We start from the raw sequence: 24,657 nt of genomic DNA, 5'->3' as shown, positions 1-24,657 counted from the left end.
CCATCCTTTGTCAGTCCGAGAAGCTGCCTTGCAGATGCTCGGCGCGAAATTCCAGAGTTTGTGGGCGATAGCCGGGGCGCAATGGCGGAGTGGGCAGGCAATCGTCCCAGGTCGCACCGGCCTGCAATTCACCGGGGCCACGGTAGCGCGGCGCGGCGTAGACGTTGTCGGCCAGATTGACGGTGTCCCCCGGTGCATAGGCCGCGACGCGCCAGCGCAGTTCGGTCAGCGGGACGTCGTTGCCATTGTTGAGGGTCAGTTTAAGCGGCCGGTCGGCGGGGCAGTCTTGCGGCGCGTAGGTGATGCGCAGCTCAAGGCGCGCCAGTTGCGACGCTTCGCGGTTGTCCAACCATACCACCCACACTGCGACAAACCCCAGGCCGACGGCAGCGGCCAGCGATACCGGCAGCGCCTTGGCCGGGTAGCGCAGCAGCAGGATCAGCCAGGTGATGATCAGAAGAACGCCGAAAAACATGGAGACCACCTCGAATTGGGAACGAGCATCCTAACTTAAGCGTAGGTGGGATTGATTACCTTGAGGTGAGTGCCGGGTTGATACGTGGTCTTATATTTTCAACAGAACTCACAGCGATCTGATAAGTGAACTTACATTCTTGGCAGGAACCGGGGCCCATTAAACGTCCACTTATCTGACGACCTACAGGGACGTAACGGTGACGTTAAACTCCTCTATGTAAGGTTCATTTCATGTTCGCAGCGACCGAAAACTCGACCCGCCGTGCTTCCCCACAAAGCGTTGTAGCCCCAAACGCATTGGCCGCCCAAACCGATATTGGCGCCGAAACATCTACGCAACTCCCTGGTCACCTGCCGCCGGTATCGACCTACGCGCCGGATGGTATTCCTCTTCCCGCCTCGGCCGGCATCTCCCCCGCCAGGCTGGAGTACCCACGGCTCATGCAGCAATTCAAGATTAGCCATCAGGAGGCGTTCGTCACCCAACACGCTCTTCAATCCCGCGACATGCAGCGTTTGCACGGTGAGCAGCCGAGCTTTCAGGACTTCGTGCGCGAGCAAGTGGACCAAATGTTTGCGCACGGCTCGCCCCTGAGGCCAAAAGACCTGATCTTCAAGCGCTGGGTCAGGCAGGACGATGGCTCTATCAAAACACTGTCGTCCGAGACGGTGCTGGAGGCCTTGAGAGGGAAGGTTGTGAATTTGCTGGTCAATCCTGGCCAGCAGCCCGTCGTTGACGACGGTGAACAGTCCGGCATTTTTACCCTGGGCACCGACGCCGGCCCGAGCACCCTTGTCATGCCACAGTTGACCCTGGATACGATTGCCCAGCGCATCGTCACGCAGTTTCCTGCGGCCCTTCAAACCTTCTGGACAACCCCCCGCCCGACGTTGAGAGACCCTCAGGTTCTACAGGCCCCTCAAGACCAGTTGTTGACCTTGCACAAGCAACAACTCTCGACGCTGGCGGCATTACGCGTGAGTGATGGAACATTGAGCGCGGCGAGCAAGCGGTTGATCGACGCAGCACTGCAATACCCTACGCTGGCTCAACGGGAAGCGGCCTTCCCCAATGGCGCCCGCCCAGGCGTCTACCCGCTTACCGTTGATGACGGTACCGAGCGGGGAGCCTTGATGGCGGGCTGCTTCCTGATCACCAGCACCGACGGTTCCGAAGCCACGCCCCCTGTCTGGGCGAAAGGACGGACTCTGGCACTCGATGAGGCCAATGGGCCGGTGGTGCTGTACACCCCGGGTGAGGGGTTCGAGGAGTTCGCGACGCCAGCCCTGGCGCGCCAGGCGATTGCAGAGCGCCTTGACGGGGCAGGTACCGACGCTGAGCTACTGTTGCAAACGCTGCCGTTGTCGTTACAAAACAAATCCGAGCCGCCCTCTGGCAACGATGTGATGTTGAGTGCCGACCCCTTGACGGGGGATGTGCTGGCCGAGGCCATCCCGTGGATGCTCAAGCGCCAGCAGGAGGAAGTCGTTGCAAATCTCGCCCAGGCATCGACACAGCCCCGGCTAACCAAGCGTATGGATGAGGCCGCTGACTGGTCGTACCTGCTCAGTGGCGACAACGCCATGGCGGCGCGGGATGAACAACTGGCTGACAAGCTGGCCCCCGAGTGGCTGAAAAACCTGAGCCCGGCACAGGAAGGAGTGTTTGATTACCTGGAACATTCCGAGGCACGCAGCGCAAATGCATTGGCTTCATCACTGGCAACCCTTCCTTCGCTGGGTGCCTTTTCCCGCGACCGGATGAACGAAGCGATCGAACGGCAGTTCCCTGCTGCACAGGTCGACGCGGACAAGCTGATGGTGCGGGTGGAAACCCGCTCCAATCCTCACACTGGCGGCCAAAGCAGCAGCCATACGCTCAGCATCAAGCACGACCGGGTATCGCTGACTGATCTGGCGCTGAAAAACCCCAGTGAGTTTCCAGCCGTCCAGTACGGCCACTTCACCCAGCTCACCTTCGAACTGCCGCTGACCGACACTCACGGTAACCCTCTGCTGGGCGACGATGGCAAGCAGGTCGTTCTGAATACCGAGCAACTCAAGGCGTTGGTCAACACTGCCGATGTGGGAGGCTCCTATACCAGGATGCTTAAGCAGGCGTTGACCACGGATGCTTCGTCGGGTGCTGCCGGCGAAGTCCGCAAAGCGTGGAAAACCCACCTGAGCGACATGCTGGATAAGGAGGCTTTTCTCGCAGCACTCAACCCCAATACCTACACCGTAGACGCTACCCAAGACACCAGTACCAAACGAGGGGCACAGTGGGTTGCGGCTGTTCTTGATTACCCGGACTCGGCTGACCGGCCTCTGGTGGATGGGAAAAAAATTGTCACCAATGCCCTTATCCAGCGTGGGTTGCCGGTTCAGGGCGCGATGGTGATTGGCAATGACACAGATGCGTCGCTGGTGCTGTGCACGCCGAATGCGCCCGATGGCGTGTGTTTTCGCGAAGTGGCGGATATGAACGCCCTGAACGCTTTGATGGAGAAAAAGGAGTGGAGGCTCTACACCGCGAGCAGAACGTCACCGGTCGATAAAAACGACGTGGTTAAAGCTGGCCAGGCAATCAAGGAAAGCGCATTCGATACGACGAAGAACCCATTGCGTATGCTGGATGCGCTCATCAAGGTGCTCAAGTTGACGAGCGCCCCGGTGACGCTCAAACCCTTCGACGGCAACTTTCAGGAGGAGCTGTACCAGCAGAAAGTAAAGTTACTCATCGATCACGCGGACCACCAAAGCGTCAGCAGCGCAGAAGTCGCGTACCAGTCGAGAATCAACAAAGTTCAGTTCGGCGTTGAGGTGGCCTCCATCTTCCTCGATTTGTTGCCAGTGCTCGGAAAAGGCATCTCCATGGGGGTCCGCTTAGGAAAGGCTGGAGTGACGGCCTTGCGCGCCAATGCCCGAGTCTTGCCGCGGCTACTCAAAAGTCCGGGCGCTATGCGTGCGGTTTACTCCGATTTCACGATGGCGGCCTCTGGTATTCCCAATGTGAGTGCCGTGCCGTTGCGGCCAGTGTTTAAAAAACCGGTGGTCCCGCCAGTCCCTCCAGTCATCGTCAGAGCACCATCGGCTGGCACGCGACCAAACGTCAGTCTGAGCGCCTTCTCCGTGTCGGAAGACGTCATCAAAGGACGCCCTTTGAGGCCAGACGGTACCTATAACGTGGGCAATGATTTTTACGTGCGGTTTACCGACAGTACCGGGGTTAACAAGGTGTATCAGATTGATTCGGCCTTCCACGCACGCGATGGGCGGGTCGCTATCGTGGATCCCCAGGCGCCATTGACGACGTCAAAGCTCTATAGGGTTCAAGCATTTCTGGAATCCGCCGGTAACGGTGAGTGGCGATTGAGCCGATTGCCGGGCGGGGCTCCCACTGCTACCGGGACATCCCGGCCGAGCAAGCGTCCGTTAGACCAAGGCAGCTCTTCAGGCCGCGTCAACATGACTAGCGGGGCAGGTGGCCCATCGGCCAATAAGCGACCAAGAGTGCCGGAAAGCTTTCCGGGTGAAAAAGCGCTGATGGAGCCACCGGTAAAAGGTGAGAATGTTTTTTATCACTACACCAGCGGTAAACCACATGCCGCAATCATGGCCGACAGGAGCCTTTCACCTTCAAGTTCAGATTTGATCGGTAACCGTCTGCCCGGAACGCGAGGCCGGCATTACTTTACCGACTTGGCGCCAGGGGATATGCCTACCCAAAAGATTTCAGAAACCATCTTTGGGAAGCGTAAATATGGCAATGCGATGGATAAAATGTCGCACTACTATGAAGTCAATACGTCGGGGTTAAATGTTATTCAAAGCCCTGATAATCCGCATATTTTCTATGTGGATGTACCGTTTCAAATTCCTTTGCAGTACCGGGGTGGCCCTGACGCTGAGTTAGTCGATCGCGTTATTTCTCATGGGAAAACGCCCATTTTAAAATAAGCCCATGGCGGGGGCCGATATTCGGTAAAGGCCAATGATGGCTGTTGTGTCCCACCCAACCGCGGCGGATAGGAGACGTAGGCGGCTGGCTGGGGTGGGTTACCTTGGAAGGTGTGTTGGTTGGACTGAGGTTATCGGGGCAAGCCCCTCCCACAGGTCCCGCGTCACACCCAAGTTGTGTAAATACCTACGCCCCCGATGAGGCCTGCACAGTCACCATAAATCTAAAGCAAAAAGCCCCCACCCAACCCACTGCGGATAGGGGACGCAATGGGCTGGGCGAGGGCTTCTTGTACGACTGTTTTATTGCGCGATAGTTTTTACCGACACGCCACGTTCAACCGGCGTCGAGCGACCGTAGATATCTTCGAACCGCTCGATATCGTCTTCACCCAGATAGCTGCCCGATTGCACTTCGATGATCTCCAACGGGATCTTGCCCGGGTTGCGCAGGCGGTGCACCGAGGCGATCGGGATGTAGGTGGACTGGTTCTCGCAGAGCAGGAACACGTTGTCGTCACAGGTGACTTCGGCGGTGCCGCTGACCACGATCCAGTGTTCGGCGCGGTGATGGTGCATCTGCAACGACAGGCACGCGCCCGGCTTGACCGAGATGTGCTTGACCTGGAAGCGTCCGCCCATGTCCACCGAGTCGTAGGAACCCCACGGACGATAGACCTCGCAGTGGTTCTGGGTTTCGCTGCGGCCCTGTTCGTTGAGGGTGTTGACCATCTGCTTGACGCCCTGGACCTTGTCCTTGTGGGCAATCATCATCGCGTCCTTGGTTTCCACCACCACGATGTTGTCCAGGCCGATCACCGACACCAGTTTGCCGTTGCCGTGCACCATGCAGTTGCGGCTGTCCTGGATCACCACGTCGCCTTTGCTCACGTTGCCGTTGGCGTCTTTGTCATTGACCGCCCACAGCGAGGCCCAGCAACCCACGTCGCTCCAACCGGCGGCCAGGGGCACCACGCAGGCGCGTTGGGTCTTTTCCATCACGGCATAGTCGATGGAATTGTCCGGGCAGCAGGCGAAGGTAGCATCGTCGAAGGTCACGGTGTCGTGGGTCTGCTCACTGCGCTCCAGGGTCAACACGCACGTGTCGTAGATGTCCGGATCGTGTTTTTTCAGCTCTTCGAGGAAGCGGCTGGCGCGGAACAGGAACATGCCGCTGTTCCAGAAGTAGCCACCGCTTTTGACAAACTCGATAGCGCGCTTTTCATCGGGCTTTTCCACAAACTGCTGCACACGGCTTACGCCTTCGGGCAGCAGCGAGTCGTTGGTGGACTTGATATAGCCATAGCCGGTTTCCGGACGGGTCGCCGGTACGCCGAACAGCACCATCTCGCCACGCTCGGCGGCGACGGTAGCCAGGGCCAGCGCACGTTGCAGGGCTTTCTGGTCGTCGATCACGTGGTCGGCGGGCAGCACCAGCATCAGCTCGTCACGGCCTTCGTTGACCAGCATCATCGCGGTCAGGGCCACGGCCGGCGCGGTGTTGCGGCCAAAGGGTTCCATCAGGATGCGCTGGCATTCGAGCTTGCGCGCGCTCAGTTGCTCGTTGACGATGAAACGGTGGTCCTTGTTGCAGACCACGATGGGGGCGTCCATACCTTCGAACACCAGGCGTTCCAGGGTTTGCTGGAACAAGGTGTGTTCGCCGGTCAGGGCCAGGAATTGCTTGGGAAACTGTTTACGCGAAAGCGGCCAAAGACGTGAGCCACTACCACCGGAAAGGATTACTGGGATCATGGGTGTTTCTCCTTGAATCGATATGGGTCAGAGCTACGAAGGTTTGTCGTTTCACTCTTGTTTTTGTCTCGGTCCTGAGCTGAAAACCGTTCAGTGTGGGAGCTGGCTTGCCTGCGATGGCGCCTTCAAGACCGCCATCGCAGGCAAGCCAGCTCCCACAAGGGGGCGTGTCAACTCAGGGAAATAATCAGCGGGTCGACACGGGGCGTTTCACCCAGACTGGCGAGAGGCTCGAACCCGAGCCGGTGACATACAGCACCGCGGCCTCACCACGCTCCAGCGCAACCGGCTTCACATCGCCGACTTTCTTGTCACCGTCATACAACGCCAGGCTCACTTTCACCGGGTTGATCTCACGCTCGCCACGGCCTTTGGCAGCCACCGACTTGACCACGTCGGTCTTGCCGTCGGCAGTTTTCAGGCTCAGAGCCTTGTCGCTGAGGTTTTGCACGCGCACCAGGGATTTTTGCTTGTTCTTGAACGGCGGTTCTTCGATCAATTGCGGCTGGCCGCTGCCGCTGTTGACCAGGGTGTAGTAGTGGTCGGCGGCGAGTTTGACCGGCACGGTCTGGCTGCCGACCTTGGCGCTGTAGTCACCGCCGGGCATGAAGCTGAAGTCACTGCTGGCCAGCGGTGCAACGTCGCTGAGGTTGGTGGCGCCGACGGTGGCGCTGACTTCCTGGTTGCTGGCGTTGTAGATGCGCACGAAGCTCGAACCCTTTGGCGCGGTTGGGCCGTAGAGGGCGGCGTCACCGGCAGCGAAGGCCGACAGGGATACGACGCTCAGGCCTGCTGCGATAGCCAGGGTTTTAGCGAGACGACGAGGAGTAGTAGTGAAAGTCATGTGAGTTACCTCTCTTTCAGTTTTGCGCCCGGTCGGGCGTCTCGGATTTAGGTGTGTTGATTGCCATGTTCTGTTGGCGCGAACCGGCTTGTTTAAGCTGCGCAACCCAGGCTGGGTCGGCATCACCGATTTCGTTGTTGATAGGCAGATAACGTTCAGGAAACTCCCAGATCAGCACCTGAGGCGGGCTGTTCTTGAAGTCGTCACTTTTGAGGTAGCTGAGCATCGGCAGGATCGGGCCGTGGCCATCTTCGGCGTAGCTGACCACGTCGCTGTGCAAGGCTTGTTTGAGCGCACCCACGAAGTTCCAGTTGGGGTTGGCGCTGTAGCTGGTGCCCACCAGGGCCACCGGGGTTTCGCTGTCGCTGAACAGCGCGTCATCACCTTTCTCTTCGGCCAGGTGGGTGACGCGTTTTTCCAGCGGCTCTTTAGGTGGCATCAGGTTTTCGAACAGCGGGTCCAGGGGCAGGAACAAACGCAAGTCACCTTTATGTGGCTCGGTTTTCTCAGCCTCGGTGACAAAACGCTGCGGCTCGCCGCTCAGTGGGGTCTTTTCGGCAATCGCCTTGGCCAATTGCTTGGCGGCGACTTCGGCACCGTCCGGTGTCCAGTGAGTATCGGTGCGCAGGAACACCTGCTTGCCGGCTAGCTTGGCCTGTTGCAGCGGGCCGAGCAGATCTGGAGCTGGAATGTTGTCCGCCGCCACTCGGGCATGGAAGTCCTGGTACAGGTTGGCGTGCACGCTGGCCGGTTTGACTTCACCCAAATGCTCCGGATACAGGCGTACCTTGGCCGGCACGATCGCCATCACCAGTTGGATACCCTGAGCCTTGAGCTTCTGGCGCACGCCTTCGACCAGCGCGTAGTTGCCTTGCAGGTTCTGGTCTTCGTTGACGGCGGGGTTGAATTCCTCGTCGCTGTACAGCCAGTGATCGCGGCCCAGCACCACGCCAGGGCGGCCTTCATTGAACAGCTTGTAGTCCAGCGCCGCCCACAGGTTGGTGCCCAGGCGCTTGATCGGGAACTCGTCGTCGTAGTGGGTCTCGACGGCTTTGGTCCAGCGACCGTTGAGCACGGTGGCATCGGCGTTGGTGCTGAAGCCAAAGAAGCTGCGCAGCGACCAGGCGCCAAGTGCCAGCAACAGCACCAGGAACAGGCTTATGTAGAGGACGCGTAATGAACGGGTCATGGTCGGCTCCCTCAGAATTGGAAGTAAAGGAACGGCGAGAAACTCTGCGCCGACAGTTTCAGGATCGACGCCACGAACAGCAGCAGCACCGCCGCGCGCATGGCGTAGCGTGGCCAGTCAGCGGTCCAGTAGGCCGGTTGCACGGCAGCGTCACGGCCCACGCTGAAACCGGGCTCGTGGATGCTGCCAGGGTTGTCGCCCGGTACGGCCTTGATCAGGCTCGGGTCGGCTGGCTTGGTTTTGTCGGCAGGGCGGTTGGTGTAGAAGTCGCGCAGGCCGAAGAACGCCAGCGTTGCATAGGCCACCACCAGGGTTGCCACTTGCAGGCCGGTAAGGTTGGCGCGGTTGAGTTCCGACAGCGACCACTCGCTGAAGCTGAACATCGCACCGTACATACGCCCGGCAACGTGCAGGTTTTCGGCGCGGAAGATCACCCAGCCCATTACCACCAGCAGGAAGGTGAAGGCCCAGCGCAACACATTGAAACTGCGCGGCGCGGTGTTCAGGCCGATGGCTTTTTCAATCGCCAGCCACATGCCGTGCCAGGCGCCCCACACGATGTAGGTGATGTTGGCGCCGTGCCACAGGCCGCCGAGCAGCATGGTCAGGAACAGGTTGCGGTAAGTGGTCAGGGTGCCTTTGCGGTTGCCGCCAAGGGTGATGTACAGGTAGTCACGCAGCCAGGTGGACAGGCTGATGTGCCAGCGCCGCCAGAACTCGGTGATCGACTGGCTGATGTAGGGCTGCTTGAAGTTTTCCATGAAGCGAAAACCCATCATCAAGCCCAAGCCAATGGCCATGTCGCTGTAGCCGGAGAAGTCAAAATACAGCTGCGCGGTGTAGGCCAGCGCGCCGAGCCAGGCGTCGCCCGTGGTGGGGTTTTGCAGGGCGAAGCAATGGTCGGCCACCACCGCCAGGGTGTCGGCAATAAAGACCTTCTTGATGAAACCCTGCATGAACCGCGTGCAGCCTTCGGAGAATTTATCCAGGGTGTGGGTGCGGTTGTTGAACTGGTCGGCCAGATCGCGAAAACGCAGCACGGGACCGGCGATCAGGTGCGGGAAAATCGCCACGAACGCCGCGAAGTCGATCAGGTTGCGGGTCGCCGGGGTGTCACCACGGTACACGTCGATGATGTAGCTGATGGACTCGAAGATGTAGAACGAGATCCCGATCGGCAACAACACGTGGGTGAGGATGAACGGCTCCAGGCCCGCGGACTTCATCATCACATTGATGCTGTCGACGCCGAAGTTGGCGTACTTGAAGTAGCCGAGGATGCACAGGTCGACCGCCACGCCAAGCAACAGCCAGCGCTGTGCCGGTTTGGTGCGCACGCCGGCGGCACCGACCTTGAGGCCGATCCAGTAATTCCACAGCGTGACGGCCGCGAACAGCGCCAGGAAGTCCACTCGCCACCAGGCGTAGAACACGTAGCTGGCAATCAGCAGCAGCAGGTTGCGATAGCGTTGCCCGCTCAAGTAGTACAAGCCGAGAAAGATCGGCAAGAACAGAAACAGGAACACATTGGACGAGAAAACCATCCCGATCTCTCCATGTTTAACCAACAGTCAAGGGCCAGAGCCCCCCCAAACCCCCCCACGATTTCGGGGGAGGTTGTATTGCAATTTCACTGAAGGAACCGGGTTAACGGTGGGAGCTGGCTTGCCTGCGATGGCGGTGTTTCAGTCGACATCAATGTTGAATGTCAGGCCCCTATCGCAGGCAAGCCAGCTCCCACAGTTGGACCGAGTCCAACCGGGAGCTATGTATCAGCTGCCTTTGTTGCCTTTTTCATGCGCCGGGTCGTAGACCTTGGTCAGGTCACCACCCAGACGGAAGGTCTTGAACGGTTGCATGCCATGCTTGCGTTCGATCACATCCGGCGCGCAGGTGTAGAGGGTGCAGAAGGGCTCAAGCCAGGCAAATTTCATGTCTTCCTTGAGGTCCTTCATGTCCTGCTCTTTGCCGTTCTTTTGCTCGAAGATGTCCGGGTCTTTCACCCCGGCCAGCACCTTGTCACCCAGGCGCTTGAGCGCGCTGTTGTTTTCCTGGCGCAGGTCCACGCCGTTGACCAGGGCAAAGCTGGCGATCATCGACAGCGGCGGCAGCGCGTAGTTGTGGTACGACAGGGCGCGCTGCTGGCGCTTCAATTCGTTCGGCAGGAAACCCTGATCATCGACCTGGTTCACGCCGACCTTGTATTCCTTCACCGCCCAGTCAAACAGGTCGCGGCGGTTGGTAGCGATGGACGTTGCCATCACCGACCAGGCGGCCCAGTAGGAGTGGTTGTTGGTTTTTTCCAGGGGCAGGTTGTCCCAGTCGCTCACCACCTGGTCGGCCAGCTTGTTGAACCAGGCTTCGATCAGTTGCGACTCCTGCTGGTGGTTGGCCAGCGGGTGCGACTCGGAGAACTTCAGGCGCACATAGGCCGAGGCCATGCTACCCAGCGCCCATTTGCGCATGGACTTGCCGGTGTGGTTGAAGTCTTTGGACATCAACGCATCCGCCTTGGCCCACGACACCAGCCAGTTCAGCGTGCATTCGAGCTGCTGCGGGCGGCCGTCACGCATAAACTGCATCACGCGTTTGCTGGTGTCTTTTTCCAGCTTGGTGATGTCGGCGGTGCTGTCGCGAAAGGCTTTTTCGGACTGCACATTCAGGGTCGAGCGCGCCTTGTCCGAACCTTCGTACTTGCTGCGAAACTGCAATGGCCCGGTGTAGGGCGTTGGCATGGTGTCGCAGTTTTCCTTGAAGTCGCCGGTCTTGAACGCTTCGATCGGTGCGAAGTAACCCTGGGGCGGCCGCAGCGGCGCGGCCGCATTCACGGAACCGGCAAACACGGCCAGGCCCAGCAGGGTAGGGAGCAATAACTTTTGCATAAGTAACCTCACTTCCCGAGTTGGGCGGTCTGCTGACCACCGCTTGGGAATACGTTGCGTGTGCAAATTTTCGCTTCAACCTTCTGCGCCGCAGCGCCCGCTTCAGGGCCCTGCACTTCCACGGCCAGCAAGTTCTGCGAGGCCCAGTCTTCATCGGTGCGCAGTTCAAAGGCGAAACGCCCGTCTGTATCGGATGTTTCGGGTTTCTCGATCTTGATGTCCTCGTGGCGCCCGTTCATGTACCAGAGGGTGGCTTGCAAGGTTTTCACCGACGGATCGGCGAAGCGGATATCGACCTGATGGTTGGCGTTGCGCAGGTCTTTGTTCGCGCTGTTGACCATCAGTTCGTTTTTGCCCGGTTTGAGCGTGGTACTGGCCGACATCTGCGCGGTCTTGCCTTCGCAACCGTTGTCCAGCAGCGCCATCATCTGGCGGTAGATGGTTTCCTGGTCGAGACGGTACAGCGGCGAGAATTCCCAGATCAGGATCTTCGGCGGGGTCTTCTGGAACTCGTCGCTGCCCAGGTACTGCAGCATCGAGCCTTCCAGGCCACCGCCGGGGAAGGCGACGTTGAGGATGTCGGCACCGATTTCTTCTTCGAGGAAGCCGGCGAAGTTGTAGTTCTTGCCACTGTGGCTGGTGCCCACCAGGGTGATCTGCGGGTTGCCCGAATCGCTGAACAGGTCACCGTCACCGGCCTCGCCCTTGGGTTCGGTGGTGAACTGGTCCATGTACTGGATCGCATAGCTGGTGCCGCACAGTTGCCCGGCCATGTTGTGCAGGGTGCCGGTCTTGCCCATGCGGCCCGAGCGCTTGGTCTCGAACTCACGCTTGGGAATCTCGGCATATTCCGGCATCTGCTTGACCTTGGCCGCGACGATTTTCGCGGTGCGCTGGGCGCCGTATGGGGTCCAGTGCTGGTCGCCACGGAAGTAGAAATCGTGGGCCGGTAACTCATCCGGCAACTGCTCGTTGGTCAGCGGCGACAGGTCTGGTACCACGTAGCCCATCTTGGCGAAACGACCGAGCATGGTCTTGTAGTTGGTCAGGGCCTTGTCGAAATCGTACTTGGCCTTTTCCTCGGGGTTGAGCTTGTTGCGGTTCACCAGGCCACGGGTTGGCTGGTAGACCACCACCAGTTCCACGCCCTTGCTCTTGAACGCATCGTGCAACTGCTGCATGCGCTTGTAGCCGGCCGGGGTGGTGTCGAACTCGGTGCGCAGGTCTTCCTGGGTACGGAACAACCAGTCGCCCTGGGCTTGTACCAGGGTGGTGAAGTTCTGCTGGTAGCGCGTGGTGTAGTTCTTCGCGTCATGGGCGGCCGGGCACAGGCTGCAGCACGGTTCGGCGGTGAAGGTAGGCGCTTTGACTTCATCGGCGCGTACGCCCTGGCTGGCCGCCAGCAGGCCGAGGGTCAGACCCGAGAGGCTCAGCAATTTGATCATGTGTGGGTGCATAAGGGTCATCCTCAGTCCTGCAATTCGGTCTGGCGTTCGACGGGGTCGATCAGCACGGCTTTCTGCTGGCGCACCAGCAGGTCGAGAATTTCTTCCTGGCGGTCGCCCAGGATGCCGGAGAAGCTGATGCCGCTGGATTTGGTCGGCGCCAGCATCGACACGCGATACAGCTCGATACTCAACGGCGAGTCGATGGACAGTGGCCCGCTGCCGTTACCCGCCAGTTCACCGCCGACCACGATCAGCGAGACCTTGGCGTCAAACGGGTCGAGGGCGATGTCGCGGTCGGTGTCGGTCAAGTCCTTGATGTGGCCGTACACGCCGGTCAGCCCGTTGGCCATCGAGGTGTTTTCGTAGAGCTTGATGTTCACGCTGTTGCGCACGCGGATCCCGTGGCGCCGATTGCTGATCACCTTGTTGCCCCACAGCAGGTTGTCGCCGCTCTCATAGAGAGTGATGCCGTCGGTGTGGTTGCGGTAGATCTCGTTGTCGGCGATCAGGTTGTTGACGCTGTTACGGTCGATCACCAGGCCCGAGAGCTTGTTGTCGTAGCTGCGGTTGTTGAAGATGAAGCTGTCGTTCACTTCCCGGGAAATGATGATGCCGTGTTTCTTTTTGGTGCCGTACACGGTGTTGTCCGCGATGATCAGGCCGTGGGAACGGTCATGGGGGTCAATGCCGTAGACGATGTTGTCTTTGTAGGTGTTGCCCTTGATCACAAAGCCCGTGGTCTCGTAGCAGTAGAAGCCGTACCACATGTCCGAGAACTCGGAGTCAATGATCCAGCCGGTCGGCTCGGGGCGCTTGAGTACCTTGGCCATGTTCGGCGTGTACTGGGAAATACTCACCCCGTACGACTTACTGTTGGCGTAGCCGAAGCTGGCCATCTTGGTTTTGGAGATATAGGTCTCGGTGCCGCCCCAGGCCAGCAGGAACGGGCGGAATTCCTTGGCCGACTTGAACAGCGCCGGGCCGTTGGTTTTTTCATCCCAGCCGGTGACCTTGGTGTCACGCACGAACAACTGGCCGTCGTTGATCAAGAACGAGCCAGCTTGTTGGGACAGGCGCAACTCCTGGGTGTTCTTGTCGATATCGAGGATGCCTTTACGGCCCACCACGATCGGCAACTTGGCCAGGAACACGCCCGGCGACGTTTCGCTGAAGTACTGCTTGGGCACCTTGCCCAGCAGGTCCTTGAGGTTCATGTAGCCGTCGTCGACGAAGATCGCCTGGGGGATGCCGTGTTGGCGCACTACCCATTCGGCCATCTTGTTATCGCCGCCGATAAAGTCCTTGAGCGCGTCTTCCTGCATCATGCGGCGGATGCTGATTTTGCCGACTTTGGTCTTGACGATTTTCTTTTCCATCGCCTGCGCGGTGTAGCCCGACAGGTCGGGCAGCGCCGGCTTGGCCATTTCCAGCGGCGCGGTGGGCGGGCTGGAAATGGTGTAGGTCTTGGCCTGTTGCAGTTCCTTGGCGATGATCGGCGCCTTGGCCGCCGTATCGGCGAACGCTGTGGCGCTGGCCATCAGCATTGCCGCGACGAGTAGGCTTTGAGCATTCATGGCGCAGGCTCCCATCAGAATTTCCAGACCACGTCGACAAACGCGCGGTGCATGTAGGAGTCGACCTGGCTGCCATAGGCATCGCCGGGCTTGAACACGCCGGCGCGCAAACGCACCAGGGCCGACGGCTCGTCGATCGATTGGCTCAGCGCGGCGGGCAGCAAGCCTTTCTTGAAGTACTTGGTGACCACCAGGTCCATCTCTTGGCCGAGGTCTTTCTTGCCGTCTTCAAGGGGCAGGGAGGTGCTGGAGAGGATCGCGCCGGTAACGTCATCAGTGTTGTTCTGCACCGCGTCGATACCGTTGCTGCCCACCGGCTTGTTGCCGTCCACGCGCCAGAACTTGTGGTACACCAGGCTGGCGTCGTAGTCCTCGCGCAGTTGCCAGGAACCGAACAGGCTCATGGACTGCATGTTGTTCATTTCGCCGCGAAACGCTTCACCGAAGCGATGCACGCGGGACTGGGTGCCGGTCCAGTTCGAACGGTTGCTTTGCAGGCCGTTCTGTTCGTACTCGGCACTGGCGCGCGAGTACGCTGCACCCACTTGCCACTGCGGATCCAGGCGCAGGCGCACGCCGATATCGGTGGCCCAGCCGCTCAGGTCATCGCTGCGCTTGGCGGAGGTGGGGCGGCTGCCGTCGGCGTTCAAGGCGTTGACCTTGTCGCGGTCGCCTTTCATGCCGGTGATGCTCGCCCAGTAGTTGACGGTGTTGGTGTTGCGCCAGTTGTAGGCGTCGCTGTTGGCTTCGATGCCCAGCCAGGTCAGGTCGCCGTTTTCGCGCTTGTCCAACGGGTCGCTGGCGACGCCCGGTTCGGCGTAGTCGAGCTTGCCGTCGTCATGGGTGTGGTGGCCGCGCAGGCCGATCCACTGGCCCGGTGTCCACTGGTAGGCGGCGTCGGCGTAGAAGTGCTGGCGGTCCTTGTCGACCGGCGACAATTCCTTGAGGTCGGTGCGGTATTCGCTGAAGCGTTCGGCGGCGCCGACATTGGCCTTGAGCAAGGTGGTGTCGAAGGTCCAGTTCAACGCTTCGATGTTGGTGTCGCGCCACTGGCCGTCATCATTGCGCAGACGCTGGCGGCCGAACTTGAGAATCTCGCCGGGGTAGGGCGTGAAGCCGCTGTAGCCGACCCAGAACTCGCGCAGGGCCAGGTAGTTTTTCTTGGCCTTGCGATCGTCGTTGCTGGACTGTTCGGTAGTGTCATCGGTCGACTGTTGCAGGGTGTCGGTCTCGATGATGTCGCTGGAGGTCACTGCCTGGCCCATGGCGTAGGCACTCCACGCGCCGCTTTCGCCGTAAATCCAGGGGCGCAGGTCGATGCCGATGCCGTTGACGTCGCCGCCTTTTTGGGTGCCGAGGTCGCGGTCGTCTTCAGACTGCGCGGTGGCTTTGACTTCCAGGCCGAAGTTCTTGGCTTCGGTCAGCGCGGCCAGGGTCGGGCACGACCACAGCAGGGCGAAGGACAGGCCGATACCGGCCTTGACGAATGGGTTGAGCTTCATAGGGATTCCTCGCCGTCTTCTTCTTGCAGGGCGTGCAGTTGCAGCGTGCTTTGGGCCAGGGTGCCGCGGGCGGCCAGTTCCTGTTGCACCAGGCGTTGGCCTTCGGCGCGTTGCTCAGGCGTCAGCGGCGCTTCGAGCTGGGTGGCCAGGTCATTGGCCTCTGGCGTGTCCTGGGCCTTGGCCAGTTGGCTGAAGACATAGGCGTTCAACGGGTCTGGCTTGGTGCCCTTGCCTTGGGAAAACAGTTGGGCGATGGCGAAGTCGGCGCTGTTCTGGCCGTTGCGCGCTGCGGTCAGCAGGTGGTCCAGGGCTTTTTGCGGGTAAACCTTGCCCAGGTAGCCACGGCGGTAGATCTGGCCGAGGTAGTAATCGGCGGCCACTTCCCGGCCCACGGCTTTCTCGAAATGCGCCTCGGCAGCCTTGGCATCGGCCGGCACCCACTTGCCTTCGTAGTAGAGCTTGCCCAGCAGCAATTCGGCGCGTGGCTGGTCGGCGGCGCGGCCGTTGTCCAGGTACTTCATCATCTGCTCGACGTCGCCCAGTTCGGGGAAGTCGTAGAGCAGTTGCGCCAGGCTGACCCAGGACGCCGGGTAGCCAGGGGCGATTTTTTCCAGCAACGCCTGGGCGGTTTTTTCGTCTGGCGTGCCGAGGGTGGCATCACCGAGTACGCGGGCGACGCTGTCGACGCGCTGGGCGGTGACGGTGCCACGGCTATAGCCTGCTTCCATTTGCTTGAGCAGTTCGGCCTGTTGTTCCGGCTGCTGTTTTTTTTGATAGACCGTGGCCAGCTCCACGTAGCAAATATCCGTGGTGTTCAGCGCGGCTTTGCAGATGCGCTCCACATCGTCCAGATGCTGGTCGTAGGTGCCCTGGGTGCGATACAGCAGCACCTGGGCCAGACCGGCCTCCGGGTAACCCGCCGCCTGCCATTGGCTGATCTGCTGTTGGGCATTCACGTTGGGAAAGCTGTGGGGATATTGCAGGTACAGCATCGCCAGCGGGATCAAGGTATTGCCTTCGCCATTGGCAAAGGCTTTTTTCAGCAGCGTTTCGGCTTCGTGGTGTTCGGCTTCGCTGGCGCCGGGCTTGGCCGCCAGCAGGCGACCCAGGCGTGCCTGGGCGCGTGGCGAGGTGTCCGCCGCTGCCCGGTAAGTGGCTTCGGCCTGCTGGATCTGCGCCGGGTCGCGGGTGCTGACCTGGATATCGGCCAGGCCCACCTGGGCCTCGCTGTAGCCCAGTTCCGCCAGTTGCTGGTAATTCTGCTGCGCGGTGACGGTGTCGCCACGCTTGAGGGCTTCGTTGGCCAGGCGCTGGTCGGGCAGGCCCGCGCAACCGGCCAGGCTCACGGCCAGTGCCAGCGCGCAGTACGCAGAGGCCAAGTGAAATCTGCTCTGTATGGGAGCTGGCTTGCCTGCGATGGCATCGCTGCGGTGCAACTGATGCACCGAGTCGCCTGCATCGCGGGCAAGCCCGGCTCCCACATGGGTCAACGGTGTATTTGGAAGAGTCACAGGCATGTCCTCGCTTACAGACCGTGAGCCATGGCTTTGTCGATCAGCCAGTTCAGGGATGGGCCACGGTCACTGGTGACTTCCACCGGGCGGCCGGCGTAGGTGCTGTCCAGCGGTGCGTCGGGCTTGATCTGCACACGGATGTCAGAGGACAGGTCGGCGCTGTTCAGGCTGGTGCTGCTGACGATGGTGCCGGTGCGCACCTGTTCTTCGTCGGCGACCTGGAAGCTCACCGGCGTACCTGGGCGAACATCGCCAAACTGGCGGTAGGTGAAGCGGGCTTCAACATTAGCCTGGCTGCCACGCGGCACCAGTTGAAAGATCACATCGCCCTTGCTGGCGTACTGGCCGTCGGCGACCAGTTGCTGGGCGACCACGCAATCGCACGGCGACGTCAGGGTGCCGGTCATTTGCTTGCCGAACAGCTCTTCAACCTTGGCCGGTTGCAGTTGGTCTTCGTCCAGGTGGCCCTTGAGTACGTCGAGCATACTGGTGCTGAACGTCGCCAGTGGCGCGCCCTTGGCCGCTACCGAGTCACCTTTGAGCAGGCTCTGCACGGTGCCGTCACGCGGCATGGTCACGTTCATGCCCGGTACGCTCACAAGGCCCGCCTGGGCGTGGCTGACGAAGTACATGCCGTACAGCGATTTGAACACAAAGCCGAAGGCGGCCAGGCCAACGAGGAAAATCGCCAGGCTGAACGTCACCGCCCGCAGGCGACCGAACGCGGTCATGCCGCTGCCGCCGTCCTTGACCTTGCGCGCCTTGGTGAAGTTGTCGCGTTGCAGGGTCGCCAACACATCGCCCATGGTCACGATGTCGCCGGACAGGTGCGAAGTGATCAGGTGACGCAGGGTAGAAATATCCTGGGCATCGAGGTTCTGGAACTGGCAGCCGGTGCGGCCGGTCTGGCGGTCGTAGGAGCGAATCTGCAGCTCCACATCCATGGCCAGGCCGAGGTTATCAATCACGAACTGCAGGCGGCCCTTGTGCACTTGGCCGACGGTGAGCGGCTGGGTGGCGGTAAAGGCCAGGCCACCGGCGGACAGGTCGATCACGCGTGCTTCAGTTGGCGTGCGGTCGCTGTTGAAGAAGCGCAGCTTGGCCGGGATTTTCACCCGGGCGTGCTGGCGCTGGGCTTCGGATTCGTGGACAACGTTGGCGTTTACTTGGCTGTTCATAGTATTCGATTTCCTAGTTAATTCAGGCTTGGCAGGGTCAGACCATCATCAGCAACACGGCAACGAAGATGCTGCCGGCGGAGAAGGTCATGGTCCGAGACGACCAGGTGTTGAACCAACGTTGAAAGCTGGCCAAATCGCGGGTCAGTTTGGTGTCCTGGCGGGTCCAGGACTGTTGATCAAGGCGGAAGAACACGTAGATCTTCACCAGCGCGCCCATGATCTGGTTGTAATAGAGAATCAGCGGGTAGGCCGGGCCGATCTTGTGGCCGGAGCACGACAACAGCAGGGTGAGGATCAGGCGGGTGATGCCGATCCACAGCAGGTAGGCGAGGATGAACGCGCCGCCATACTTGAAGGTGGCGATCATGGCCACAGTCAGGCCGAGCAGGGAGGTCCACATCGACACGCGCTGGTCGAACAGCACCACGCTGGTGAACAGGCCCAGGCGACGCACGCCCAGGCCCAGGGCACGGGAGTTCTGGCGCAGGTTGTTGCCGTACCAGCGGAACATCAGTTTGCGGCTGGCCTTGATAAAGCTTTTTTCCGGCGGGTGTTCCACGGTGTTGATGGCGGCGTCCGGCACGTAGAAGGTGTCGTAGCCCAGGCGCATCAGGCTGAACCAGCTGGACTTGTCATCGCCGGTGAGGAACTTGAAGCGGCCCAGGCGCCAGTGTTGCAGCGAGTCGCTTTCCACGTCGGCGATAAAACCCGGGTCAGTCACTACGCTGGCGCGGAACACCGACATGCGCCCGGTCATGGTCAGCACGCGCTTGGACAGGGCCATGGAGCACATGTTGATGTGGCGTTGGGCGAAGCGCAGCTTGTGCCACTCGCTCATGATGTAGCCGCCGCGCACTTCGCAGAATTCGTTGGTGGTCAGGCCGCCGACATTGCCGAACAGCTGGAACCAGGGGACAGTCTTGCGCACCACGCCTTCGGCCAGCACGGTGTCGCCATCGATCACGGCAACCACGGCGCGGTCGTCCGGCAGGTGGCGCGAGATGGCGCGAAAACCGAAGGCCAGGCCGTCACGCTTGCCGGTACCGGCGATGCGCACGAAGTCGAGCTTGACGTGAGCCGGCGGGTTCAGCTTTTCCCAGAGGCTTTTCACCAGCAGCTCATCGGACATTTCCACCAGCGAGCAGACCACGGTGGTCGGGAAGCCGCAGTCGATGGCTTCGCGAATCACCGAGCTGTAGACCTGTGCGGTGGTCAGCGCATCGATACGAAAACTGGTGACCATCAGGAACACATGGGACGGGTCGGCTGCCTTGCCCAGCTTGCGCACTTTGCGGCGCAGGTGCGGGTACACCACGTACAGGAACAACATGCCGCGAAAGAAATGCGTCGCACCCATCGAGTAGCGCCAGATACCCACAGCGCCAATCAGGAAAATAAAATTCTTCGATTGCGAATCGAAGGTACTCGCCGGCAACAGCAGGGCGAGACCCATCAACAGGCTGAGGAATAACAGCCAGCCGGCCGATTGCAGAAATACATGTTTTAACTTGGACATAAGCGTCATCCGGAAGGGGAGGAGGCTTCAGGCTACAAGCGCTTTTGCAAGCCGCTGGCAGCCTGAAACTTGCCGTTGCTGTTACCAGCAAATACCTTCAGTACGGCCACTCACGCTGGTGGCCTTGGACATGAAGCCCACCAGGTCGACCACTTGCTTGCCTTCCGGAGCGTTATGCGCCAGGGCACGGAACTTCTCGTCACGGTTACCGAGGATGATCACGTCGGAGTTGTTGATCACATCCTCGAAATCCGAGTTGAGCAGGGACGACACGTGCGGGATCTTGCCTTCGATGTAGTCCTTGTTCGCGCCGTGCACGCGGGCGTATTCGACGTTGCTGTCGTAGATGCTCAGGTCGTAGCCCTTGCCGATCAGCATTTCCGCCAGTTCTACCAAGGGGCTTTCACGCAGGTCATCGGTACCGGCCTTGAAGCTCAGGCCCAGCAGGGCGACTTTGCGCTTGTCGTGGCTGGAGACGATGTCGAAGGCGTTTTGCACCTGGGATTCGTTGCTGCGCATCAGCGAGTTGAGCAACGGTGCTTCCACGTCCAGGGAGCCGGCGCGGTAGGTCAGGGCACGCACGTCTTTTGGCAGGCACGAACCGCCGAAAGCAAAGCCTGGGCGCATGTAGTACTGGGACAGGTTGAGGGTCTTGTCCTGGCAGACCACTTCCATCACTTCACGACCGTCAACGCCGACGGCCTTGGCGATGTTGCCGATCTCGTTGGCGAAGGTGACTTTGGTGGCGTGCCATACGTTGCAGGTGTACTTGATCATTTCGGCGACGGCGATGTCCTTGCGGATGATCGGCGCGTCGAGTTCTTCGTACAACGACTGCAGGACGTCGCCGGAGGCTTTGTCGAACTCGCCGATAACGGTCATCGGTGGCAGGTCGTAGTCGGCGATGGCAGTGGATTCGCGCAGGAATTCCGGGTTGACCGCAACGCCGAAGTCGACGCCGGCTTTCTTGCCGGAGCAGTCTTCCAGGATCGGGATTACCACGTTGGCGACAGTGCCCGGCAGTACGGTGCTGCGCACCACGATGGTGTGGCGGGTGGTCTTGTCACGCAGCACAAAACCGATCTCGCGGCATACCGACTCGATGTAGTTCAGTTCCAGGTCGCCGTTCTTCTTGCTTGGCGTGCCGACGCAAATCATTGACAGGTCGGTATCGCGAATCGCCTCGGCGAAGTTGGTAGTGCCACGCAGTCGGCCCGTCTGGATACCCTGGCTCAACAGCTCGCCCAGACCCGGTTCAACAATCGGCGACTTACCGGCATTGATCAGGTCGATCTTTTCCTTGGAAATGTCTACGCCGACCACTTCGTGGCCACGGGCAGACAGGCAACCGGCACACACGGCGCCAACGTAACCCAAACCAAATATGCTGATGCGCATCGCAATTACCTCTTTGTTTAATTCATGCCATTAAATGGCCGGAGTTCATGTTTGCAAGCGTCACTGATGCCGCGAAAGTTAGGCGAATAGACGCCGACTTACCGCGTGCAGGCATGTTGAATAACGAGTGACTAACTATTGCACTCAAGTTGTGCGCAACGAGGCCTTATTATTGGGGCTTGCCCTGAAATGCAGCCGTGCTTCCTTGGCGGAAGGCTCCGGCGCCGGTGCGGCAAGGTTTTGATGCAGGCAAAATGCCTTTTTTATCAATGCCTTGTGTGTTTGCACGGGCTCATTTAGGTCAGCGCTGCCTTGGCCTGCAGAGGATAGCAATGCGTACTTATCGCCACCCTTAACTCGATCAGTTGATGTTATGACCATAGAACCAAAGTGCTTTATGACAACTTGGCTACTTCCGTTGGTCGTTATGTAAGTCATCTCTTACGTAAGCAGAGAATTTCGTTACCGGTGGTATGAGCGGTGCTTCAGGACGAAGTTCCGGGCCACTCATCCCCTTTCCCGAAATTTTTTGAAATATTAGAAAAGATGGCACTGGTACTATATTGATAGCACTTGCTATTTAGGCCAGTAGTTATGGGGAGTTGGTGCGAGGGGATAGTTTTGTGCCACTACCGTTTAAAAAAAGTGGTGCCACTACGAAAAAAACCGACGGGTGTCGAGTGAAGAAATCGTTAGGGTTGTGTCTTGATGTTTTTCTGGCGACAAATAAATGACGATCGATGGGGTGAAATGCAGGCAAAAAATGTGGGAGCTGGCTTGCCTGCGATAGCGGTGTATCAGCGACATGTGAGTCGGCTGACCCTCCGCTATCGCAGGCAAGCCAGCTCCCACAGTTGATTTTGGTGGCTGTACAGGCCTTATTCCGGTGCGTGTTCGCGCAAAAACACCAGGTTATCCGGCTTGGATTGCTCCGCATTGAAGCGGTAACCCTGCACATCGAACTGCTTGAGCTTCGCCGGGTCGTTGATGCGTTCTTCAATCACAAACCGGCTCATCATGCCCCGGGCCTTTTTCGCGTAGAAGCTGATGATCTTGTACTGGCCGTTCTTCAAGTCCTTGAACTCGGTGTTGATGATCCGTGCGTTCAGGGCCGTGCGCTTGACCGCCGAGAAGTACTCATTGGAGGCCAGGTTAAGCAGCACATCGTCGCCTTGTTCAGCCAGGGCTTCATTCAACCATTCGCTGATGCGTGTGCCCCAGAACGCGTAAAGGTCCTTGCCGCGGGCGTTGGCCAGCTTGGTGCCCATCTCCAGACGATACGGCATCATCAGGTCCAGCGGACGCAGCAGGCCGTACAGGCCCGAGAGCATACGCAGATGGTCCTGGGCATAGCTGAAATCGGCATCGCTGAAAGTCTCGGCATTCAGGCCGGTATACACATCGCCCTTGAACGCCAGCAGCGCCTGCTTGGCGTTGGCCGGAGTGAAGGCCGGCGTCCAGCTGCCGAAGCGCGCGGCGTTGAGGCCACCGATCTTGTCGGAGACGTGCATCAACTCACTGATTTGCGCCGGGCTCAGTTCGCGCAGTTGCTCGATCAGTTCCTGGGAGTGGTCCAGGTACTGCGGCTGGGTGAAGCGCGCAGTGACCGGCTTGGACTCGAAGTCGAGGGTTTTGGCGGGGGAAATCACCATCAGCATGAAGTTGGCTCCTGGAATCGTGGCGTGTAGCGTGGGCGCGATTCTAGGGGGTTGGGCGTTTTGACTCCACCTATGATGGTGATAGGCACATTATAGCGGCCGAGGTAGCCGTAGCGTTCGTCCTTGTGCTGGTTTTTCGGGTCTTGTTCGCCGGTAGCGGTGTGCTGCTGGTTGTAGCGCGGGTGTTCGAAGGTGTAGAGCAGACTTTCCTCGCCGGCCTAGATTTCGCAGCGGATGTCGGATGCTAAGCCAGCATGCTGGTGATGATGTCGGGCACGGTCTGGTTCTGGAAAGTTCGCCAGTTGGAGCGCAGGTTGAAACGCGCCAGAGTCGGTTCGACCACGGAGGTGTAGCGGGTACGGCTAAAGCTGTTGTCACCCGGCTGCCAGGTCGAGCATGCGGTAGACGTGGTGATCTGATACTCGACTTTCTGTGCAAGGATTTTCGTCCTCGATGCTTTCAGTTATCGAGAGGAAACTCTTTTTTGAATTTATCAATAACATTATTAAAGTGTTCATTATTTGGTTCGATGAGAGTAGCAGGGAGCTGAGCTAGTGAGTGTTGCATTAGTGGGTGATCAAAGCTTGATGGATTTTTAAGGTTAGCCCACTCCCGGATTCTGAGAAATGCAAGAATTTCGTATGGGAAGAGCATGCGTTCTTCATAATCAAATTCAAGCACGTTATTCTGTTGTGGTGTTCTTGCATTTGAAAGGTGAAAGTCCGCCATTGAAGAAATTAATACTTGTAAGAGTGCCTGGTCTGCAGTGTCCCAGTTAATGAGGGCTTGCTGGTATGGGGAGAGTTCTGGCGGGTATGAGTATGGTGATGTGTCTATGTCTTTGTTAGTGCTTTTTGCGTAGAGCTCTATCAGAAACCAGAAGTGGCGAAATAGCGTGCCTACTTGATGTTTCTCATTGTTCTGGAAGTTCAGTAGTGGCGTATCTAGACCCCTTATTATTATGTTGAATAGTAGGGCGCATTGATTCTTCCAGCCCGAAATTGCTGCCAGGGAAAGTGAAAGCACTGACACTGCCGGGAGAATTGATCCGCCTTTTCCGCTATTGGCCAGTGTTTCTTTCAGCTCAACCATTTGGCCATAATAGAACGATGCATTTGCCAGTTCTTTAAAGTCGTGGTTGTTGTTAAGTGCAGTGCTTTCATAGTGAATTAGATGCCAGGTTGCTAGATTTTCGGCTTGATCTCCTAAGGTGTGCGCAATATCTTGTCCATTCAGGTAGTCGGTAAATGCCCTTGCCGGCTCATCTAGAAATAGTTCTTTTGGTGTGGGGGTGCTGATCCAGTTATTTATCCATTTTCTGACTTTTTTATCAAGCTTAATTGTATTTGTAATTGAATTCATTTGTTATGTCCTTGTTGCTGGGTTGTAAGTTTTGCCGATCGATTGGGAAGCTTGCTGCATCCTTTCTTAAGATTATCTACAAATACATCATACTTTTCGTGTGCCGGAGGAAGTTTGTTTTTTTTGCATCTTGTAACCAGCCTTGTTGTTTCGAACATTGTGCATCGTAGTCGGAACTTTGCTGTAGTTACCGCTCCACTGATGGTTACGCTGCGGTTGCCACCGATGCTGATGGTTTCGTTCTGGCCGACGTCCTCCGCGCGGTGGTTGCCGATTGAGATGGTTGCGTTGTGCTCGACCCGCTCCTTGCGGTCCTTGCCGACGAAGATGCCGTTGTTGTTTTTGATAGGGACGTCGTTATTTTTTGGCATGGATAAGCACCTCTTGGTGCCCCAGC

General features: G+C 58.9%; 17 protein-coding genes and 1 pseudogene. 1 reads left to right on the top strand and 17 read right to left on the bottom strand.

All coding sequences use genetic code 11. From position 1 onward, the window contains the following. Window positions 1–10: 10 nt before the first annotated feature. Window positions 11–475, bottom strand: a complete 465-nt coding sequence (locus tag JFT63_RS07775; RefSeq protein ID WP_034126362.1) for a hypothetical protein — start codon at window positions 473–475, stop codon at window positions 11–13. A gap of 443 nt (window positions 476–918) precedes the next feature. On the opposite strand from JFT63_RS07775, the gene JFT63_RS07770 reads away from it, so the two are divergent. Further along, window positions 919–4,437 carry a dermonecrotic toxin domain-containing protein gene (locus JFT63_RS07770; RefSeq protein WP_233102237.1) on the top strand — a complete coding sequence of 1,173 codons (3,519 nt, stop codon included), beginning with the start codon at window positions 919–921 and terminating at the stop codon, window positions 4,435–4,437. Window positions 4,438–4,740: 303 nt separating this feature from the next. On the opposite strand, the gene JFT63_RS07765 is transcribed toward JFT63_RS07770, so the two are convergent. The 16 genes and pseudogenes from JFT63_RS07765 to JFT63_RS07690 all read right to left on the bottom strand — a co-directional run. Continuing rightward, window positions 4,741–6,192: a mannose-1-phosphate guanylyltransferase/mannose-6-phosphate isomerase gene (locus JFT63_RS07765; protein ID WP_057701524.1), complete on the bottom strand. Its 1,452-nt coding sequence runs from the start codon at window positions 6,190–6,192 to the stop codon at window positions 4,741–4,743. 187 nt (window positions 6,193–6,379) lie between these two features. Beyond that, window positions 6,380–7,036 (bottom strand): alginate O-acetyltransferase AlgF, encoded by a 657-nt coding sequence (locus JFT63_RS07760; RefSeq protein ID WP_198843717.1) that lies wholly within the window; start codon window positions 7,034–7,036, stop codon window positions 6,380–6,382. A 16-nt stretch (window positions 7,037–7,052) separates the two neighbouring features. Then, window positions 7,053–8,225, bottom strand: coding sequence for an alginate O-acetyltransferase (locus JFT63_RS07755; protein WP_038448978.1), 1,173 nt, complete (start codon window positions 8,223–8,225; stop codon window positions 7,053–7,055). A gap of 11 nt (window positions 8,226–8,236) precedes the next feature. Further along, window positions 8,237–9,769, bottom strand: coding sequence for an MBOAT family O-acyltransferase (locus tag JFT63_RS07750; protein WP_032877692.1), 1,533 nt, complete (start codon window positions 9,767–9,769; stop codon window positions 8,237–8,239). Between the two features lie 228 nt (window positions 9,770–9,997). Continuing rightward, complete coding sequence (locus JFT63_RS07745; protein ID WP_198843716.1) at window positions 9,998–11,107, bottom strand: mannuronate-specific alginate lyase; 1,110 nt, start codon at window positions 11,105–11,107, stop codon at window positions 9,998–10,000. Window positions 11,108–11,115: 8 nt separating this feature from the next. After that, window positions 11,116–12,564 carry an alginate O-acetyltransferase gene (locus JFT63_RS07740; RefSeq protein ID WP_186561331.1) on the bottom strand — a complete coding sequence of 483 codons (1,449 nt, stop codon included), beginning with the start codon at window positions 12,562–12,564 and terminating at the stop codon, window positions 11,116–11,118. Window positions 12,565–12,575: 11 nt separating this feature from the next. After that, on the bottom strand, window positions 12,576–14,144 hold the full coding sequence (gene algG / locus JFT63_RS07735; RefSeq protein ID WP_054921026.1) for a mannuronan 5-epimerase AlgG: 1,569 nt from the start codon (window positions 14,142–14,144) through the stop codon (window positions 12,576–12,578). Next, window positions 14,144–15,631: an alginate export family protein gene (locus JFT63_RS07730; RefSeq protein WP_198843715.1), complete on the bottom strand. Its 1,488-nt coding sequence runs from the start codon at window positions 15,629–15,631 to the stop codon at window positions 14,144–14,146. Before JFT63_RS07730 ends, algG begins: the two co-directional genes overlap by 1 nt. Continuing rightward, window positions 15,628–17,148, bottom strand: coding sequence for an alginate biosynthesis TPR repeat lipoprotein AlgK (gene algK, locus JFT63_RS07725; RefSeq protein WP_233102236.1), 1,521 nt, complete (start codon window positions 17,146–17,148; stop codon window positions 15,628–15,630). The genes JFT63_RS07730 and algK overlap by 4 nt, the downstream gene beginning before the upstream one ends. An 8-nt stretch (window positions 17,149–17,156) precedes the next feature. Then, window positions 17,157–18,323: an alginate biosynthesis protein Alg44 gene (locus JFT63_RS07720; RefSeq protein WP_005785015.1), complete on the bottom strand. Its 1,167-nt coding sequence runs from the start codon at window positions 18,321–18,323 to the stop codon at window positions 17,157–17,159. Window positions 18,324–18,360: 37 nt separating this feature from the next. Continuing rightward, window positions 18,361–19,842 carry a mannuronan synthase gene (alg8, locus tag JFT63_RS07715; RefSeq protein WP_198706559.1) on the bottom strand — a complete coding sequence of 494 codons (1,482 nt, stop codon included), beginning with the start codon at window positions 19,840–19,842 and terminating at the stop codon, window positions 18,361–18,363. A gap of 81 nt (window positions 19,843–19,923) precedes the next feature. Next, window positions 19,924–21,240, bottom strand: a complete 1,317-nt coding sequence (locus JFT63_RS07710; protein WP_198843714.1) for a nucleotide sugar dehydrogenase — start codon at window positions 21,238–21,240, stop codon at window positions 19,924–19,926. Window positions 21,241–22,118: 878 nt separating this feature from the next. Beyond that, window positions 22,119–22,898: a peroxide stress protein YaaA gene (yaaA, locus tag JFT63_RS07705; protein ID WP_198843713.1), complete on the bottom strand. Its 780-nt coding sequence runs from the start codon at window positions 22,896–22,898 to the stop codon at window positions 22,119–22,121. 244 nt (window positions 22,899–23,142) lie between these two features. After that, window positions 23,143–23,241 carry a contractile injection system protein, VgrG/Pvc8 family gene (locus JFT63_RS29960; protein ID WP_244885944.1) on the bottom strand — a complete coding sequence of 33 codons (99 nt, stop codon included), beginning with the start codon at window positions 23,239–23,241 and terminating at the stop codon, window positions 23,143–23,145. 116 nt (window positions 23,242–23,357) lie between these two features. Further along, the gene (locus JFT63_RS07695; protein ID WP_198843712.1) at window positions 23,358–24,260 is read right to left on the bottom strand and encodes a hypothetical protein; all 903 of its coding nucleotides are present in this window, start codon (window positions 24,258–24,260) and stop codon (window positions 23,358–23,360) included. Continuing rightward, window positions 24,257–24,656: pseudogene (locus JFT63_RS07690) on the bottom strand (bacteriophage T4 gp5 trimerisation domain-containing protein); the annotation flags it as partial. The gene JFT63_RS07695 and the pseudogene JFT63_RS07690, both read right to left, overlap by 4 nt. Window position 24,657: the final 1 nt, after the last annotated feature.

It is taken from the genome of Pseudomonas sp. MF7453 (assembly GCF_016405455.1).
Lineage (GTDB): Bacteria > Pseudomonadota > Gammaproteobacteria > Pseudomonadales > Pseudomonadaceae > Aquipseudomonas > Aquipseudomonas paralactis.
Note: the sequence above shows the minus strand (reverse complement) of the source record. Positions and strands in the feature narration are given on the sequence as shown.

What these genes read in the sequence shown, in the direction of transcription:
- JFT63_RS07775 (WP_034126362.1), bottom strand. Translation starts at nt 475, where the DNA reads ATGTTTTTCGGCGTTCTTCTGATCATCACCTGGCTGATCCTGCTGCTG.
- JFT63_RS07770 (WP_233102237.1), top strand. Translation starts at nt 919, where the DNA reads ATGCAGCAATTCAAGATTAGCCATCAGGAGGCGTTCGTCACCCAACAC.
- JFT63_RS07765 (WP_057701524.1), bottom strand. Translation starts at nt 6,192, where the DNA reads ATGATCCCAGTAATCCTTTCCGGTGGTAGTGGCTCACGTCTTTGGCCG.
- JFT63_RS07760 (WP_198843717.1), bottom strand. Translation starts at nt 7,036, where the DNA reads ATGACTTTCACTACTACTCCTCGTCGTCTCGCTAAAACCCTGGCTATC.
- JFT63_RS07755 (WP_038448978.1), bottom strand. Translation starts at nt 8,225, where the DNA reads ATGACCCGTTCATTACGCGTCCTCTACATAAGCCTGTTCCTGGTGCTG.
- JFT63_RS07750 (WP_032877692.1), bottom strand. Translation starts at nt 9,769, where the DNA reads ATGGTTTTCTCGTCCAATGTGTTCCTGTTTCTGTTCTTGCCGATCTTT.
- JFT63_RS07745 (WP_198843716.1), bottom strand. Translation starts at nt 11,107, where the DNA reads ATGCAAAAGTTATTGCTCCCTACCCTGCTGGGCCTGGCCGTGTTTGCC.
- JFT63_RS07740 (WP_186561331.1), bottom strand. Translation starts at nt 12,564, where the DNA reads ATGCACCCACACATGATCAAATTGCTGAGCCTCTCGGGTCTGACCCTC.
- algG (WP_054921026.1), bottom strand. Translation starts at nt 14,144, where the DNA reads ATGGGAGCCTGCGCCATGAATGCTCAAAGCCTACTCGTCGCGGCAATG.
- JFT63_RS07730 (WP_198843715.1), bottom strand. Translation starts at nt 15,631, where the DNA reads ATGAAGCTCAACCCATTCGTCAAGGCCGGTATCGGCCTGTCCTTCGCC.
- algK (WP_233102236.1), bottom strand. Translation starts at nt 17,148, where the DNA reads ATGCCTGTGACTCTTCCAAATACACCGTTGACCCATGTGGGAGCCGGG.
- JFT63_RS07720 (WP_005785015.1), bottom strand. Translation starts at nt 18,323, where the DNA reads ATGAACAGCCAAGTAAACGCCAACGTTGTCCACGAATCCGAAGCCCAG.
- alg8 (WP_198706559.1), bottom strand. Translation starts at nt 19,842, where the DNA reads ATGTCCAAGTTAAAACATGTATTTCTGCAATCGGCCGGCTGGCTGTTA.
- JFT63_RS07710 (WP_198843714.1), bottom strand. Translation starts at nt 21,240, where the DNA reads ATGCGCATCAGCATATTTGGTTTGGGTTACGTTGGCGCCGTGTGTGCC.
- yaaA (WP_198843713.1), bottom strand. Translation starts at nt 22,898, where the DNA reads ATGCTGATGGTGATTTCCCCCGCCAAAACCCTCGACTTCGAGTCCAAG.
- JFT63_RS07695 (WP_198843712.1), bottom strand. Translation starts at nt 24,260, where the DNA reads ATGAATTCAATTACAAATACAATTAAGCTTGATAAAAAAGTCAGAAAA.